This window comes from Mesorhizobium sp. B2-1-1 (assembly GCF_006442975.2).
In the GTDB taxonomy this organism is placed as follows: Bacteria; Pseudomonadota; Alphaproteobacteria; order Rhizobiales; family Rhizobiaceae; genus Mesorhizobium.
In genome coordinates this window covers 2,355,269-2,370,319 of record NZ_CP083954.1, presented here as the reverse complement: position 1 = coordinate 2,370,319, position 15,051 = coordinate 2,355,269, and the positions used below count along the sequence as shown (strand labels likewise).

Here is a 15,051-nt window from a genome sequence, read left to right as displayed (position 1 = left end):
CCTCTTCTTCAGGAAGCCGCGCGGGCCGGTGAGGTCGCGTTGGCCAGGATGCCTAGCACAGTTCTGTGCAACTCAGGTGTGGCGCTGGCCACGACGGAACGGCGGCCGGAACGGATCGTCAGCTCGCCGCCCTGCCAGTCGGTCATGACGCCACCGGCGTTACGCACGATCGGGATCAGCGCGCAATAATCGAAGGCGTCCAGCCCCCCGTCCACATTGATGTCCAGCGCGCCGTCGGCGACGCGGCCATAGGCATGGCAACCGCCGCCATAGACGCTCCAGCGCACCTGGCGGCGCAGCCTCTTGTAGGCGGCCGTATCCTTGTCGTCGAAGGATTCCGGGTTGCCGTTGCCGACAAGGGCCTCGCTAAGGTCCTGGCAGGCGCGCGTGCGTACGGGCTTGCCGTTGAGGGTGGTCGGCGAACCGTCGGCGCCCAGCCAGCGCTCGTTGGTGACGGGATTGTCGATGACCCCGAGCATGGGAACGCCGTTGCGGGCCAGCGCGATCAGCGTGCCGAAGGTCGGAATGCCGGTGATGAAGGCTTTGGTGCCGTCGATCGGATCGATGACCCAGACCCATTCCGCGTCGAGGCCGACGGACCCAAATTCCTCGCCGAGGATGCCGTGGTCGGGATACGCCTCCTGGATGCGCGCGCGCAGCCTCTCCTCGACCTCCCGGTCTACCGCGGTGACAGGGCTTGCATCGCCCTTGGAAACGAAGCCGTGTTGCTCGCTGAGCGCTTCCTGGATTGTCGCCCGGCTGACGTCTGCCAGCGAACCGGCGAAAGCCGTAAAGGTCTTGGGGTCAGATGCCGGCATTGTCGGCTCCCTCTATGAGTGGGGTTGCGGGTTCGTCCAGAGGACGCGTGTGTCGTGAAAGCCTGTATTCGAGGGCGCGCAACGCCGTGGTGAGCACGTAGGTAATGGTGAGGTAGATAAGCGCCGCGGTGATGAAGAGCTCATAGGGCGCGAAGGTGCGGGCGACGATCGTGTTGGCGGCGCCGGTCAGCTCCATGACGGTGATGGTCGAGGCGAGTGATGTGGATTTCAGCATGCTGACCACCTCGTTGCCGTAAGCCGGCAGGGCGATGCGGAAGGCGCCCGGCAGGATGATCGTGCGGTAGGTCAACGCCGTCGACATGCCGCAGGCACGCGCCGCCTCGATCTCACCGGCTGGCACCGCCTCGATGGCGCCGCGCAGGATGTAGGCGGTGTAGGCGGCCGTGTTCAGGCTGAAGGTCAGAATGGCGCACACCCAGGCCTGGCGCAGATATGGCCACAGAAAGCTGTCGCGAACGACCTCGAGCTGGGCGAGACCGTAATAGACAAGGAAGATCTGGACCAGGAGCGGCGTGCCGCGGAAGAAGTAGATGTACCAGTGCAGCAGGAGGCGCACCGGCGCCGGGCCGCTGACGCGCAGGATGGCGACGGGAAGTGCCACCGCCATGCCGCAGAAGAGTGAGGCGACGAGCAGTTCGATCGTCGTGACGGTGGCCGACAGCAGCGCCGGCAGGCTCTCGACCATAAGCTCGAAGTTCATCGCGCCAGCTTCCTCTCGCCGCGCGTCGCACGCCGTTCCAGCGCGTCGACAATCGAGGTGTTCAGTATGGTGAGCAGGAGGTAGATCAGCGCCGCGGCGAGGTAGAAGCGGAAGGGTTCGCCATTGACCTGCGTCGCCATGGTGGAGATGCGCATCAGCTCCTCCAGCCCGACGATGGAGATAAGCGACGTGTCCTTGATGAGCGAGATCCAGTTGTTGCCGAGGCCGGGCAGCGCGTAGCGCCACATCAGCGGCAGGCGGATGTGGATGAAGCTGGTCGCGGCCGACATGCCGAAGGCATCTGCCGCCTCGATCTCGCCCTTGGGAATGGCGAGATAGGCGCCGCGCAGCACCTCGGCCGCGTAGCCGCCGAAGACCAGGCTGAGCGCGAAGACGCCGGCCGGCATCGCCGGCACTTCGAGAAAGCGGATGCTGGGGTCAATCATCTTCGCCAAGCCGGTCAGGGCCACCGTGCCGCCGAAATAGGCGATGAGGATGATGAGGAGTTCGGGCGTGCCGCGCACGACCAGAGTGAAGCCCCGGCCGATGGCGCGCAGCACACAGTTCGAGGAGAGCTGTGCCAGCGCGCCGAGAATGCCCCAAACGAGGCCGACCGCCAGCGACAGCAGCGCGACCTCGACGGTGGTCATGAGCCCGCGCGCGACCTCCAAACCCCATCCCTGGAAAATGTCCATCTGCCGCTCCTGCGGTGGCAAGAAGAAAGACGCCGGCCATCGGGTGAAATGGCCGGCGATGAACCGTACGGCTCGGCCTAGTTCGATGCCGGCAGCACGCTGAACGACCAGTACTTGTCGTTGATGGTCTTGAACGTGCCGTCGTCGATCATGGCCTTCATCGCCTTGTCGAGCTCGTCGCGAAGGCCGGCATCGTCCTTGCGCATGCCGATGCCCACGCCTGGCCCGAAATACTTCACGTCCTTGATCTCCGGACCGATGAATTTGTAACCCTTGCCTCGGTCCTTGTTGAGGAAGTCGTTGGCGAGCTTGATCGGGCCGGCGAAGACGAGATCGGTCCGCTTCGAGGTCAGGTCGAGCAGCATGTTGTCGGCCGTGTCGTAGAGCTGGATCGTGGCCTCAGGAAAGTTGTCTCGCATGTAGTTCTCGTAAGTTGAGGCACGCTCGATCCCGATGGTCTTGCCCTTGAGACCATCGGGGTTGGGCTTGCCGTCGTCCGTCAGCGGCTTGGCATCGCTTCCGTCCGGACCGACGAACCGGGCGGTGGAGGAGCGGTACGGGATCGAAAAGTCGATGCTCTTCTTGCGCTCGTCGGTGATCGACATCGACGCGGCGAGAAGATCGAACTTGCCGGCGACAAGGCCCGGAATAAGCGAATCGAAAGGCATGCAGACAAAGGAGGCGTCGGCGCCGAGGCGCTTGACAACTTCCTTCGCGACATCGATGTCGAAGCCGCGCAACTCGCCGTTCGCGTCCTTGTAGTTGAACGGCGGGTATGTGCATTCACTGCCGACGCGCAGGTCGCGCGCCGAGACCTGCGTGGCGAAGGCGGCGAGGCCGGCCGCAAGCATCAAGACAAGTTTTTTCATCATGTTCCCCTGTTGTTTGTCCTGTTCAAAGAACGCGCTGCAGGAAGGCCCGGCAGCGCGCCGATTGCGGATCGCCGAGAACCTGTCCCGGCGGGCCACGCTCCTCCACCATGCCCTGGTGGAGAAAGAGCACCTCGCGCGAGATCTCGCGCGCGAAACCTATTTCATGGGTGACGACGATCATCGTGCGTCCTTCTTCGGCGAGCGTGCGCATGACCGAGAGCACCTCGCCGACCAGTTCCGGGTCGAGCGCGGAGGTCGGCTCGTCGAACAGCATCAGCTTCGGCTCCATCGCCAGCGCGCGGGCGATGCCGACGCGCTGCTGCTGGCCGCCGGAAATATGCGCGGGGTAGTGGTCGCGCTTCTCGAACAGCCCGACCTTGGCGAGATAGGCCCCGGCTCGCTGCCGGGCCTCCTGTTTGGACAGGCCGAGCACCTTCATCGGTGCAAGCATCACGTTGTCGAGCACGGTGCGCTGGCTCCACAGATTGAAGCTCTGGAAGACCATGCCGATGCGGCTGCGGATGCGATTGATCTGGCGCGCATTCAGCTTCGCGCGCCCCGAACTGCGATCCAGCGTCAATTCCTCGCCTTCCACCGCGATCGTGCCGGCGTCGGGAATTTCCAGAAGATTCATGCAGCGCAGGAAGGTGCTCTTGCCCGACCCGCTGGCGCCGATCATGGTGATCACGTCATGGGCATGGGCGACCAGGTCGACGCCTTTCAAGACTTCCAGAGCGCCGAAGCTCTTACGGATGTTATTTGCCCGCAGGACGGTGTTTTGGTCCATGTCCACTTGGTGCCCTTGCCTCCCGATCGGCTGGACACGGAGATTGTCCCGGAAGCGCGGCTGCCCAAAGAGCCAATTTCGCCGACGGGCAGCGGACCAATTCCAGTCCCGTGGGCTGTGAATGCGTCGTCAACCGTGTTCGAGGATAGTCTGCGCGAGGATGTCGACGCAACGCGGGATGCGGCGGACCGACGTGTTGCCGAAGCCCAGCACAAGACCCCTCGGCTTGGTTTCCCGGCGTGCGTAGCGCGAGAGTGGTGGGCAGTCCAGCCCCTTCTGGAGCAGTGTTCGCGACACGGCCACGTCGTCAAACGGTTCGCGTGCGTGGACGGTCAGGTGCAGGCCGGCGTGAACGTCGGGAACGTCGAAGCCGTCTCGCAGCTTTGCGCGCAGGCATTGTGTCAGGCAGGCGGCGCGATCGCGGTAGATGGTGCGCATACGCCGAAGGTGCGAGGCGAGTCGCCCCTGGTCCATGAAGTCGGCGACCAGCGCCTGGTCCGGTAGCGGTGCGTAGAAGGAGAAAATACGCTGGGCGAGGGCGAACGCCTCGACCAGCGGCATCGGCGCGATCAAATAGGCGAGCCGCAGGCCGGGCGCCAGCATGCGGTTGAACGAGCCGGCATAGATGACCCGCCGCGGATCGCGCGCGTAGAGCGTCGTCTGCGCTTCGCCCGACCAGCGGATCTCGCTATTGGAATCATCCTCGAATATCCAGCCGGGCCGGTCCGCCGCCCAATCAAGCAGCTTTTGCCGGCGATCCGATGTCATCGTGCAGCCGAACGGCCATTGCTCGGTCGGGGAGACAACGGCCATACGCGCCTCTCGGACCATCACGCCGGCGGCTTCTGTATCGAAGCCTTGCCTGTCGAGCGGGGCGGGAACGGTGACAAGGCCGAAGGCTTCCAGCGTGGCGATCTCGGGCATGTGGCAAGGATCCTCGACCAGAACGGTGTCGCCGCGGTCGAGCAGAACATGAGACGCGAGAGCGGCCGCTTGCAGCGTATTGCCGATGACGATGATCTGTTCGGGACGACAGTTGATCGCTTTAGCCTCCGCCAGATAGCCCGCGATGCGGGTGGCCAGCAGTGGCGCGCCGCGCGAATAGTCATAGCCGGTGTGGGCGCTGGCGTGCTCGCGCCAGCGGCGGCTAGCGATCTGAGCGAACTCGTCATAGGGGAACTCGTTCAGCGCCGGCACGCCGGCGCTGAGATCGTAGGTCTCGATGCGTTCGGCTGGCAGGTTCATGTCGAGCAGCGCCTGGCCGCGGCGCGAGGGTGCCGGGAGCGCATTTGGACCTGACACCGGTATGACCGCCGTCTCGGCTCGGGGGTGATTGTCTTCCGGCAGCATGGTTTCGACGAAGGTGCCGGCGCCGATCCGACGTGCGACATAGCCCTCCGTGGCAAGTCGCTCATAGGCGAGGACAACGGTGTTGCGCGAGAGCCCGAGTTCCTCGGCCATGACGCGGCTTGGCGGCAGGCGCGCTCCTGGCGCCACGATGCCATCCCGTATCCAGCGGCGCAACTGCTCGAAAAGTTGCTCGTTCAACGGCGTGCCACGGCTGCGGTCGAAGACGATCCTGTTCCAGCTGGGATAGTTGAAAGCGTGCATGTCTGTTCACCGGCTACGGCGGGACCTCACGAGCGGCGACGCAGCCATAAGGATGATCTTCCTATCGAATTGAAATCACCCTATCACATGACGAACGATGAGCAGAAAGCCTTCTCTGCATGCGTCGAATGCCAGCTTTCAGCCACTGGCAGCGTGCACCAAATGGCCGAGATGCACGCGCAAATTGTTCACGGCTCCACTCGTGAAGTGGAGCCGCTCTTGATCACACCTCAGTTGCCTCGGCAAGTTCGAGAGCATCTTCTACATCGACTCCCAGATAGCGGACCGTGTTCACGATCTTGCTATGACCGAGCAAGTCTGGATGGCTCGCAGAGGATAACTGACCTCAATCCAACAAGCATGTTTCTGACAGCTCAGCCTCCGCACGTCGACAGAGCCGGTTTGGGCGGGCCCGGTCCTTTCCGAATGATTCTCTCTGCTGCTCAGCCGCCGCCAAAGGTTTGTGCCCCTCCGAGCACAGGAACCGTTATTGACCGCTGAATGCCGCAAAGCTTTTTTCGAAGCGGTCGACGACGTCCTCGATATCGGACATTGCCAAGCAAAGCGGCGGACACATGCGGATGACGTTGCGGTACGGTCCCGAGCGGCTGGCGACGAGGCCGTTGCGGCGCGTTTCCTCGAAGATAGCGAGGGTCTCCTCCGGCGCCGGCTCTTTTGTCGCGCGGTCCTTGACAAGTTCGATCGCGAGCATAAGCCCGCGGCCCCTGACATCCCCGATGATTGGAAAGCGCTCCTTCATGTCGTTAAGGCGACCCTTGAGCACCGCGCCGACATCCCGGGCGTTCTCTTGGAGTCGTTCCTCTTTTATGACCTTTAGGACGGCTCGACCGGCCGCGCATGCCACCGGATTGGCGCCATAGGTGTGGAACAGAAATTTATCGGCCATGGATTCAGCGACATCTCGCTTGGCGATGACCGCGCCGAGAGGGATGCCGTTACCCACACCTTTGGCGACGACGACGATATCGGGCACAATGCCATGGGATTCAAACGCCCAGAAGGCATCGCCGGTTCGGGCGACACCGGATTGCACTTCATCAATGATACAGAGACCGCCGGCCGCGCGGACACGCTCGACAGCGCCGGCGATGTAGCCCGCCGGCATCGGCACGATGCCGCCATAGCCCTGCACCGGCTCGATAATCATGCCGGCCAGCCGGCCGCTGGTCGAGCTCGCTATGGCGCGCTCGACCTCGTCGAGATAGGGCTGCAAGCCTTCGCCGTGTATGCCGCGATACTGGTTGGGCTCGGCCACGAAAGTGACGCCGCCAAGCTGGGGTACGGGATGGCGAAAACCCGCTATCCCGGTCACCGACTGCGCGCCGAAAGTGGCGCCGTGATAGCTCGAGGCAAGCGCCAGCATGTCGATGTTGCCGGTATGCGAGCGCGCCATCAGCAGCGCAAGATCGATCGCTTCGGCCCCGCTGTTGGTGAAATGTACGACCCAATCGTGACCGGCCGGCATCGTTGCCACCAGTTCCTCGGCGTACTGAGCCGGAACCGGGTGGTAGAACATCGTCGTGCAATGCGTCAGTTCCGCCAGTTGCTCGGTGGCCGCCTTGACCACCTGCGGATGCGCGTGGCCGACCGAGATGCAAAGGTTCATGCCGAGCAGGTCGATGTATTTACGATCCTTCTCATCCCAGACATACTGGCCCTTGCCGCGCTTGAGGATCAGCGGGTCCTTGTAAGGAACGAACTTGCGCTGCGTGGCCGAATAGAAGCGGTTCCGCCGATCCACGATGGCCTCGGTCGACCAGTCGATGTCCAGGTTGGAATGGACGTGCGGGGCGTTCATGCCATGTCTCCCGTGTTGCGAACTCCTGGATTGAAAACACGGAATGCGCGGCGCGCACACCGCCAAACCTCCTTATCAGGATAACTGATGGAGTTGATTAGTCATGCAACGAGGGGCGATCGACGGCATAGCAGTCGGCGGGAAGGCCAGGCAGGCGCGTGCTGATCGCGTTGGTCAGCACCTCCGCGGTACGCGTGGCGAAAGCCTCGGGGAGGTTTCCGAGCTCCCGCTCGCGCGCGACCAGAAGGATGTTGCGCGACAGCCCGGTGAACGGCAAGGGATGGACGTCAATCTCCATACCCTCCGCCAGCCCGTCGATGAGCAGGGTCGGCGTCAGGATCGCAAAGCCCATGCCGGCCGCGACCGGCGCCATCACCACGCTGGAGCGGTCACCTTCCATGGCACGCGGGATCTCGATGCGCAGGCGGCTCAGATGCTGGTCGACGCGCAGGCCAACCGGCGTCTCGCGCGAGAAGCGCACGAAGGCGAGCTTCTTAGAGAGCTTGACGATGTCACCGACATCGCCGGCAAAACCCTTTGGCGTCACCAGCAGGAATTTTTCGGTCATCACAGGATAACGTGTCAGTCCCTCAATCTCGAACAGCTCGCCGGAGGTGACGGCGAGGTCGGCGCGGCGGGCCCGCAGCAAGGCGACGTGGTCGGTCGCCAAACCCGCGAACAGGCTGAGCTCGGGAATGCCGAACCCCTTGCGGGCAAGGACCGAAAGCGCCGGCGCCAGCGTTGTCGCGATCGACGCCAGAAGCGCGATGCGCAACAGCGGCAGCGGTGCTGCATTGACGCGCCGCGCGTCCGTGCGCAGGCCCTCGACCTCGGCCAGTATGGCAACGGCGCGGCGATGCAGCGCGATGCCGGCTTTGGTGAGCTCGATCGGCCGCAAATTGCGATCGATCAGGCTGACGCCGAGCGCGCTTTCCAGGTTCTTCAGATGCTGCGAAGCGGCCGATTGCGTCATGCCCAGCATCTGTGCCGCCTGGGTGACGTGCCTGGTCTCGACGATGGCGACGAAAACCTCGATCGATCGGAAAAGGTTGAAATCGAAACTGCCGCTCTTCACCCGCAACTCCGCCCGTGAAGCATCATAAGTTTTCCTAATGTTGCGAAATTTGGGTTGAGCGCAAGTGGTTTAGCGGGAAAAGATCGCGCTGTTCCAATCCAGCGAAGGTATCCCACAAGGTGAATGGCAGCGCACGCATCGTGATCATTGGCGGCGGTGTCATTGGCCTCGGCATTGCCTATCACCTTGCCGAACTGGGCGTGAGCGATGTCGTCCTTCTGGAGCGCCACCAACTGACCAGCGGCACATCCTGGCACGCCGCCGGAATCGTCGGTCCGTTACGCGCCAGCCTCAACCTGACAAGGCTGGCGCAATATGCGACCGAGCTGTTTCCACGCCTCGAGGAACTGACGGGCCAGGCGTCCGGCTACCGCCGCACCGGCGGCCTGTGGCTGGCGCGACGTGCGGAGCGCATGGACGAACTGAAGCGCATCGCGCATTTGGGCGATGTCTGCGGCCTCACCGTTGGGATTGTCGATCAGGCGGGCGTGGCCGAGCACGTGCGCGGCATCGTCACCGATGGCGTCGAGGGCGCGCTGTGGGTCGAGGAAGACGGCCAGGCCAATCCAGTTGATATCTGTGCGGCCTATGCAAAACGGGCCCGCGCCGCCGGTATCCGCATCCTCGAGGGGTTAGCCTGTTCGGGCATCGTGACCCGCAACGGCCGGGTCGCTGGCGTCAAGCTGGCCTCCGGCGCCACCATCGATTGCGAGACCGTCGTCAACTGTGCCGGCGCCTGGGCGCGCGATATCGGCGCGCTCGCCGGCGTTCCTGTGCCGCTGCAGGCCGTCGAGCACATGTATGTCGTGACGGAGCCGATCGCCGGTCTGCAGGATCCGTTTCCCATCCTGCGCGACCTCGACGAAGGCATCTACATCAAGGGCGATTCCGGCAAGCTGGTGTTGGGCGGCTTCGAGCCGAACGCCAAGCTCTTCGATGTTCGCGGACCGGCTGGCGACAGGCCATTCCTCGAACTGCCCGAGGATTGGGAGCAGTTCGAGCCTTTCATGTCGGCCGGACTGAAACTCCTGCCGGCGCTGTCGCAGACCGGCATCAGGCACTTCATGAATGGCCCGGAGAGTTTTACCCCCGACACGCGGCCGCTGATGGGCGAGTCGCCCTATCTGCGCGGCTTCTATGTCGCCGCCGGCTTCAACTCGACAGGCATGATGTCGTCGGCCGGCGCCGGCAAGGCCATGGCCGAATGGATCGTCGACGGCGAGCCCAGCCTCGATCTGTGGGCGCTTGACATCGCCCGCTTCGACCGCGCCGCCGCGGCGCGCTCTTTCGTCGGCGCCAGGATGGAGGAAGCGGTTGCCGACCTCTTCCGCATGCATTGGCCTTACAAGCAGGCCGCCGCCGGGCGCGACGTGCGGCGTTCCGCCTTTCACCGTACGTTCGCCGAAGCGGGTGCTGTGTTCGGCGCGCCGACCGGCTGGGAGCGACCGCTCTGGTTCGGCGGCACGGAGACGCGCGGCTATTCCGTCGGCGCTCAGAAATGGTGGAGCCCGGCCAGGGCCGAAGCCGAGCGAATGGCGCAAGGCGTTGGCCTGTTCGAGCTTTCGCCCTTCACCAAGATCGATGTGCGTGGACGCGACGCGATCCAGCTGATGCAAAGCCTGTGCGCGGGGGACGTCGACAGGCCCGAAGGCCGCGCCGTCTATACGCAGATGCTCAACGCACGCGGCGGCATCGAGGCCGATGTGACGGTCACGCGAGTCGACGAGCACGGCTTCCGGGTTATTTCAGGTGCCGCGACCAGACAGAAAGATTTTGACTGGATCGCGCGCCATGCTGAGGATCTTGGTCTCAACGTCTCGGTCTTCGACGCCACGTCCGCAGAGGCCGTTCTCGGGGTCATGGGGCCGAATTCGCGGGCGCTGCTGCAGAGCCTGACCGACGTCGATCTTTCGGACGCAGCCTTCCCGTTCTCGACTTCGCGCCGCATCGACATCGGCACCGCGAATGTGCGGGCGACCCGAGTCAGCTTTGTCGGCGAGCTCGGCTTCGAGCTTTATGTGCCGGTCGAACACGGCGAGAGCCTGCTTGCCATGATCGTCTCAGCGGGCGGCGCCCATGGCCTGACCTTTTGTGGCCACTACGCGCTGGATGGCTGCCGGTTGGAAAAGGGCTATCGCCATTGGGGCCATGATATCGGGCCGAAGGACACGCCGCTGGAGGCGGGCCTGTCCTTCGCGGTGTCCTGGAAGAGGGATGATTTCATCGGCCGCGATGCCCTGCTGAAGCAGAAGGCCGATGGCCTGAAGCGCCGGCTCATGCATTTCGCCGTCGACGGCGACAATCCGCTTCTGCTGCATGACGAACCGATCTATCGCGACGGCAAACTTGCCGGGTTGACGACGTCAGGTGGCCTCGGCGTTCGCACGGGGCTCAGCCTTTGCCTGGGCTACGTTGCCTGTGATCCAGGCGAGACGAAAACGCAGCTGCTTGCCTGCGACTACCAGATCGCGGTGGCCGGTGCGCGCTACAGGCTGCGCCCACTCGACAAGCCACCCTATGACCCAACCGGATCGCGCATGCGCGTAAGCGCGGAGGAAAATTCATGAGACAACAGGCCCGCGTGGTCGTTATCGGCGGCGGCGCCATGGGCGTGTCGCTGCTCTATCACCTGGCCAAGCGCGGCTGGAGCGATGTCATGCTCGTCGAGAGGCAGGAGCTGACAGCAGGCTCGACCTGGCACGCCGCCGGGCTCTGCACGCATTTCGCCCACAATGCGACGATCATGGAGATGCGCGCGCATTCGGTGCGGCTCTATCGCGAAATCCTGACCGCCGAGACCGGGTTGCCGACAGGTTTCCACCCAAGCGGCGCATTGCGCATTACGCGCTCGCCGGAGCGCATGGACGAATTCCGCCATGTGCAGGGGCTTGGCCGGTTCGTCGGCCATGACTTCCACATTCTCAGTCCCGATGAGCTCAAGCAGATCTATCCGCTCTGCCATACCGACGGCATCATAGGCGCGATCTACGAGCCCAATGACGGTCATGTCGATCCGACGCTGGCGACCAACGCAATGGCCAGCGGCGCGCGCTCGCGCGGCGCCGAGATCGTGCGCCACAATCCGGTCCTGGCAATCGAGCGCAAGCCATCGGGCGAGTGGCTGGTCCGCACACAACAGGGTGACATTGTCGCGAAGCATGTGGTGAACGCGGCCGGCACATGGTGCCGCGAGATTGGCGCCATGATGGGGCTCGACCTGCCCGTGGTGCCGATGCTGCACCAATATGTCGTGACCGATACCGTCCCCGAGATTGCCGACCGGATCGCCGCCGGCGCCAAGGAACTGCCGATCATCCGCGATCCGGAAGAAAGCTGGTATCTGCGCCAGGAGCGCGACGGCTTTATCGTCGGCCCCTATGAAAAGTCGGCTCACCCCTGGGCGGTCGATGGCGTGCCACCAGAATTCGGCATGGACTTGCTGCCGCCCGACCTGGATCGGGTCGAGCACATCATCGCGCTGGCGATGGAGCGTGTCCCGGCACTCGCCAATGCCGGCATCAAGACGGTGGTCAACGGGCCGATCACCTTCACGCCGGATGCCAATCCGCTGGTCGGTCCGGCATTCGGCCTCGGCAATGGCTGGCTGCTCACCGGCTCAAGCATGGGCGTGATGGAAGGCGGCGGCGCCGGTCGCTTTCTCGCCGACTGGATCGTCGACGGATCACCGCCAATGGATGCGCTTGCCATCGACCCACGCCGCTTCGGCAATTATGCCGACCGCGACTATCGCATCGACAAGGCGGTGGAAGGGTTCGGCCTGCAATTCGGCATCCACTATCCCAACGAGGAACGCGAGGCCGGCCGCCCGCGCCGCACGACGCCGGCGCTCGAACTTCAGAGAAGCCAGGGGGCAGTGCTGGGCGCCGCCTATGGCTGGGAGCGGCCGAACTGGTTCGCTGCCAACGGCGCCGACCGTGACCCGCCACTGACCTTCCGCAAGCCCGGCTGGTTCGACGCGGTGCGCGGCGAGTGCCGTGACGTGCAGGCCAGCGTCGGCGCCATCGACCTTTCGGCCTTCTCCAAATTCGAGATCGGCGGACCAGGCGCCAGCGCCTTCATGGCTTCGCTCGGCGCCAACCGACCACCGGAACGTCACGGCCGCATCGGGCTCATTCACGCGCTGACGGCAAAGGGCGGCGTGGCGTCGGAATTTACCGTGACCCGACTCGGCGACGATGGGTTCTACTTGACCAGCGCAGCACTTGCGGAGCGACATGACGAAGGTCTGCTACGCTCACGCGCCGCAGCGTTTCCAGGTGTGACGATCGACAACGTCACCGAGAGGCGCGGCGTGCTCGGCGTGATGGGGCCGCGTGCCCGTGACCTCTTGGGAAAGATCTGCGAAGCCGATCTATCGAATGCTGCATTCCCCTGGCTTTCCGCGCAGATCATCCGCGTGGCCGGCATCAAGACGGCAGCGCTCCGGGTCTCTTATGCCGGTGAGCTCGGATGGGAACTGCACGTTCAGTTGGCGCAGTTCGGCAAGCTCTACGAAGCGATCACCAAGGTCGGAACGCAGTTCGACCTGCGTCCGTTCGGCATCTACGCGCTCAACGCGATGCGGTTGGAAAAAGGTTATCGTGCTTGGGGCGCCGACCTGACCACCGAACGTACGCCGCTGGAGGCTGGGCTGGGTGCGCTGGTCAAGACTGACAACCGGACGTTCGTCGGCCGTGAGGCGATGCTGGAGCGCATCGGCGAAAGCGCCTGGTCCATGCTGCTGCTCGAGATCGATGACGACGGCGAGAGGCTGCCGTTCTACGCCCACGCCGTGATGCAGGCGGGGCGCCCGGTCGGGGTCGTTACCTCCGGCAGCCACGGCTTCCGCACCGGCAAGACCGTTGCGCTCGCCTATCTGCGACCCGGTGTTGCGGCTGAAGGCCTGACCGTCTCGATCCTCGGCAGGGAACTGACGGCGCGGGAGCTGAAGAAAGCGCCTTACGATCCGGACAATCTGCGGCTGCGCGGCCTTCAGGCCGATGCGCCGGCCGCCTTCATGCCTGCCTGATCACGGAGACGAAAATGGACAAGGACGCGATGATCGACGCTCCAGCGCCACGAAGCGGGGGCCGAGCGGGAAGGCAAGGCCAGCGCCTGGCCCAGCAGGCGCCGCGGCGTCCCTACATCAGCCGGCGGATCGGCACGTTCAATATCCTCGACGAGGAAGGCCTGAGCCTGATCGAGGCGAATGCCGACCGGCTGCTCAAGGAGGTCGGCATGGAGTTCCATGACGATCCCGAGATCCTCGACATCTTTCGCGATGCAGGCGCCGACGTGCAGGGCACCAGGGTTCGCTTCGAGCCCGGCATGTGCCGCACGATCATCCGCGCCACCGCGCCTTCGCAATTCAAGCAGCACGCTCGCAACCCAGCCAACACGGTGGTGATCGGCGGCGACAACACCGTGCTGTGTCCGTCGTGGGGACCGCCCTTCGTCCACGATCTCGATCGCGGACGGCGCTACGCCACGATCGCGGACTTCCGCGATCTGGTGAAGATCCATCAGATGATCCCGCATCTACATCATTCGGGCGGCGTCGTTTGCGAGCCTGTCGACCTGCCGGCCAACAAGCGTCATCTCGACATGCTCTACACCCACATCCGCCATTCGGACCGTGCCTTCATGGGCGCGTTCATCGGTTCGAGGCGAGCACAGGACGCGGTCGACATGGCCAAGATCGTCTTCGGCGAGGAGTTCGTCGCCAACAACGCTGTGCTCTACAACGTCTCCAACACCAATGCGCCGCTGGTGCTCGACGCCAACATGTCGGGTTCGCTGAAGGTCTGCGCCCGCAACAACCAGCCGGTCGCCTGCACGCCATGGACGCTGGCCGGCGCGATGAGCCCGTGCACGGTCGCCGGCACGCTGGCGCAGGTGCTGGCCGAGGCGCTCGCCTGTCTCAGCCTCGTACAGCTGATCAACCCCGGCGCGCCCTGCCTGATGGGAAGCTTTGCCAGCACGATCTCGATGCAGAGTGGAGCGCCGACCTTCGGGACGCCGGAAGCGGGCAAGATGGTGCTCGCCTGCGGGCAGTTGGCGCGTCGCGTCGGCGTTCCGTTCCACACCGTCGGTTCGCTGTCGGCCTCAAAGCTGCCCGACGCACAGGCCGAGCAGGAAGCGACATGGGGCATATTGATGTCGATGTTTGCCGGCGCCAACGTGATCAACCACGCCACCGGCTGGCTCGAGGGCGGACTGGTCACCGGTTTCGAAAAGACGGTCATCGACGCCGATCTCTGCGGCAAGGTCGCCAGCCTGTTCGAAGGCATCGATCTGTCGCTCAATGCGCAGGCGATGGAGGCGATCGAAGCGGTCGGGCCGGGATCGCATTTCCTGGGCAGTGCGCATACGCAGTCCAATTTCCTCTCGGCCTTCTATCGCTCCACCAGCAGCGACAACAATTCCTTCGAGCAATGGAACGAGGACGGCCGGCTCGACGCCGCGCAACGCGCCAACCGGCAATGGAAGAGGCTGCTCGACGACTACCAGGATCCGGGGCTCGATCCGGCGATCGACGAAGCGCTCCAGGCCTTCATCGCCAACCGCAAGGCCAGCGAGCCGGACCAGGCTTATTTCTAGAGCCGGTACCGCATCTTTGATGGCCCGTTCGTGGAATGTTGACCGGCCGAGCT

The 15,051-nt window shown here is 64.2% G+C and carries 11 protein-coding genes and 1 pseudogene; 3 read left to right on the top strand and 9 right to left on the bottom strand.

Going from position 1 to position 15,051, the window contains the following annotated elements:
• Positions 1-8: 8 nt before the first annotated feature.
• From hisN to FJ972_RS11585, 9 genes and pseudogenes are all read right to left on the bottom strand, one after another.
• The gene (gene hisN, locus FJ972_RS11625; protein WP_140500676.1) at positions 9-818 is read right to left on the bottom strand and encodes a histidinol-phosphatase; all 810 of its coding nucleotides are present in this window, start codon (positions 816-818) and stop codon (positions 9-11) included.
• Positions 805-1,539, bottom strand: coding sequence for an ABC transporter permease (locus FJ972_RS11620; RefSeq protein WP_140500677.1), 735 nt, complete (start codon positions 1,537-1,539; stop codon positions 805-807). The genes hisN and FJ972_RS11620 overlap by 14 nt, the downstream gene beginning before the upstream one ends.
• A complete protein-coding gene (locus FJ972_RS11615; RefSeq protein ID WP_140500678.1) occupies positions 1,536-2,234 on the bottom strand; it encodes an ABC transporter permease in 699 nt (232 codons plus the stop codon). Before FJ972_RS11615 ends, FJ972_RS11620 begins: the two co-directional genes overlap by 4 nt.
• A 77-nt stretch (positions 2,235-2,311) precedes the next feature.
• On the bottom strand, positions 2,312-3,106 hold the full coding sequence (locus FJ972_RS11610; protein WP_140521278.1) for a transporter substrate-binding domain-containing protein: 795 nt from the start codon (positions 3,104-3,106) through the stop codon (positions 2,312-2,314).
• Positions 3,107-3,128: 22 nt separating this feature from the next.
• Positions 3,129-3,893 carry an ABC transporter ATP-binding protein gene (locus FJ972_RS11605; protein WP_140500680.1) on the bottom strand — a complete coding sequence of 255 codons (765 nt, stop codon included), beginning with the start codon at positions 3,891-3,893 and terminating at the stop codon, positions 3,129-3,131.
• 129 nt (positions 3,894-4,022) lie between these two features.
• Positions 4,023-5,504, bottom strand: a complete 1,482-nt coding sequence (locus FJ972_RS11600) for a PLP-dependent aminotransferase family protein (RefSeq protein WP_140500681.1) — start codon at positions 5,502-5,504, stop codon at positions 4,023-4,025.
• A 223-nt stretch (positions 5,505-5,727) separates the two neighbouring features.
• A pseudogene (locus FJ972_RS11595) lies at positions 5,728-5,820 on the bottom strand (integrase); the annotation flags it as partial.
• A 171-nt stretch (positions 5,821-5,991) separates the two neighbouring features.
• Positions 5,992-7,323 (bottom strand): aspartate aminotransferase family protein, encoded by a 1,332-nt coding sequence (locus tag FJ972_RS11590; protein WP_140521277.1) that lies wholly within the window; start codon positions 7,321-7,323, stop codon positions 5,992-5,994.
• Positions 7,324-7,420: 97 nt separating this feature from the next.
• The gene (locus FJ972_RS11585; RefSeq protein WP_140521276.1) at positions 7,421-8,398 is read right to left on the bottom strand and encodes a LysR family transcriptional regulator; all 978 of its coding nucleotides are present in this window, start codon (positions 8,396-8,398) and stop codon (positions 7,421-7,423) included.
• A 119-nt stretch (positions 8,399-8,517) separates the two neighbouring features.
• On the opposite strand from FJ972_RS11585, the gene FJ972_RS11580 reads away from it, so the two are divergent.
• Genes FJ972_RS11580 through FJ972_RS11570 form a run of 3 tightly spaced genes read left to right on the top strand, consistent with a single transcriptional unit; the run spans position 8,518 to position 14,998 of the window.
• Entirely contained in the window at positions 8,518-10,965 is a 2,448-nt protein-coding gene (locus FJ972_RS11580; protein WP_140521275.1) for an FAD-dependent oxidoreductase, read from the top strand.
• Positions 10,962-13,427 (top strand): GcvT family protein, encoded by a 2,466-nt coding sequence (locus FJ972_RS11575; RefSeq protein ID WP_140521274.1) that lies wholly within the window; start codon positions 10,962-10,964, stop codon positions 13,425-13,427. The genes FJ972_RS11580 and FJ972_RS11575 overlap by 4 nt, the downstream gene beginning before the upstream one ends.
• A 14-nt stretch (positions 13,428-13,441) precedes the next feature.
• Positions 13,442-14,998, top strand: a complete 1,557-nt coding sequence (locus tag FJ972_RS11570; RefSeq protein WP_224684688.1) for a trimethylamine methyltransferase family protein — start codon at positions 13,442-13,444, stop codon at positions 14,996-14,998.
• The last annotated feature ends 53 nt before the right edge of the window (positions 14,999-15,051 follow it).

Coding starts and splice junctions, on each gene's coding strand:
- FJ972_RS11615 (WP_140500678.1), bottom strand. CDS start 2,234: ATGGACATTTTCCAGGGATGGGGTTTGGAGGTCGCGCGCGGGCTCATG.
- FJ972_RS11600 (WP_140500681.1), bottom strand. CDS start 5,504: ATGCACGCTTTCAACTATCCCAGCTGGAACAGGATCGTCTTCGACCGC.
- FJ972_RS11570 (WP_224684688.1), top strand. CDS start 13,442: ATGGACAAGGACGCGATGATCGACGCTCCAGCGCCACGAAGCGGGGGC.
- FJ972_RS11610 (WP_140521278.1), bottom strand. CDS start 3,106: ATGATGAAAAAACTTGTCTTGATGCTTGCGGCCGGCCTCGCCGCCTTC.
- hisN (WP_140500676.1), bottom strand. CDS start 818: ATGCCGGCATCTGACCCCAAGACCTTTACGGCTTTCGCCGGTTCGCTG.
- FJ972_RS11575 (WP_140521274.1), top strand. CDS start 10,962: ATGAGACAACAGGCCCGCGTGGTCGTTATCGGCGGCGGCGCCATGGGC.
- FJ972_RS11605 (WP_140500680.1), bottom strand. CDS start 3,893: ATGGACCAAAACACCGTCCTGCGGGCAAATAACATCCGTAAGAGCTTC.
- FJ972_RS11620 (WP_140500677.1), bottom strand. CDS start 1,539: ATGAACTTCGAGCTTATGGTCGAGAGCCTGCCGGCGCTGCTGTCGGCC.
- FJ972_RS11590 (WP_140521277.1), bottom strand. CDS start 7,323: ATGAACGCCCCGCACGTCCATTCCAACCTGGACATCGACTGGTCGACC.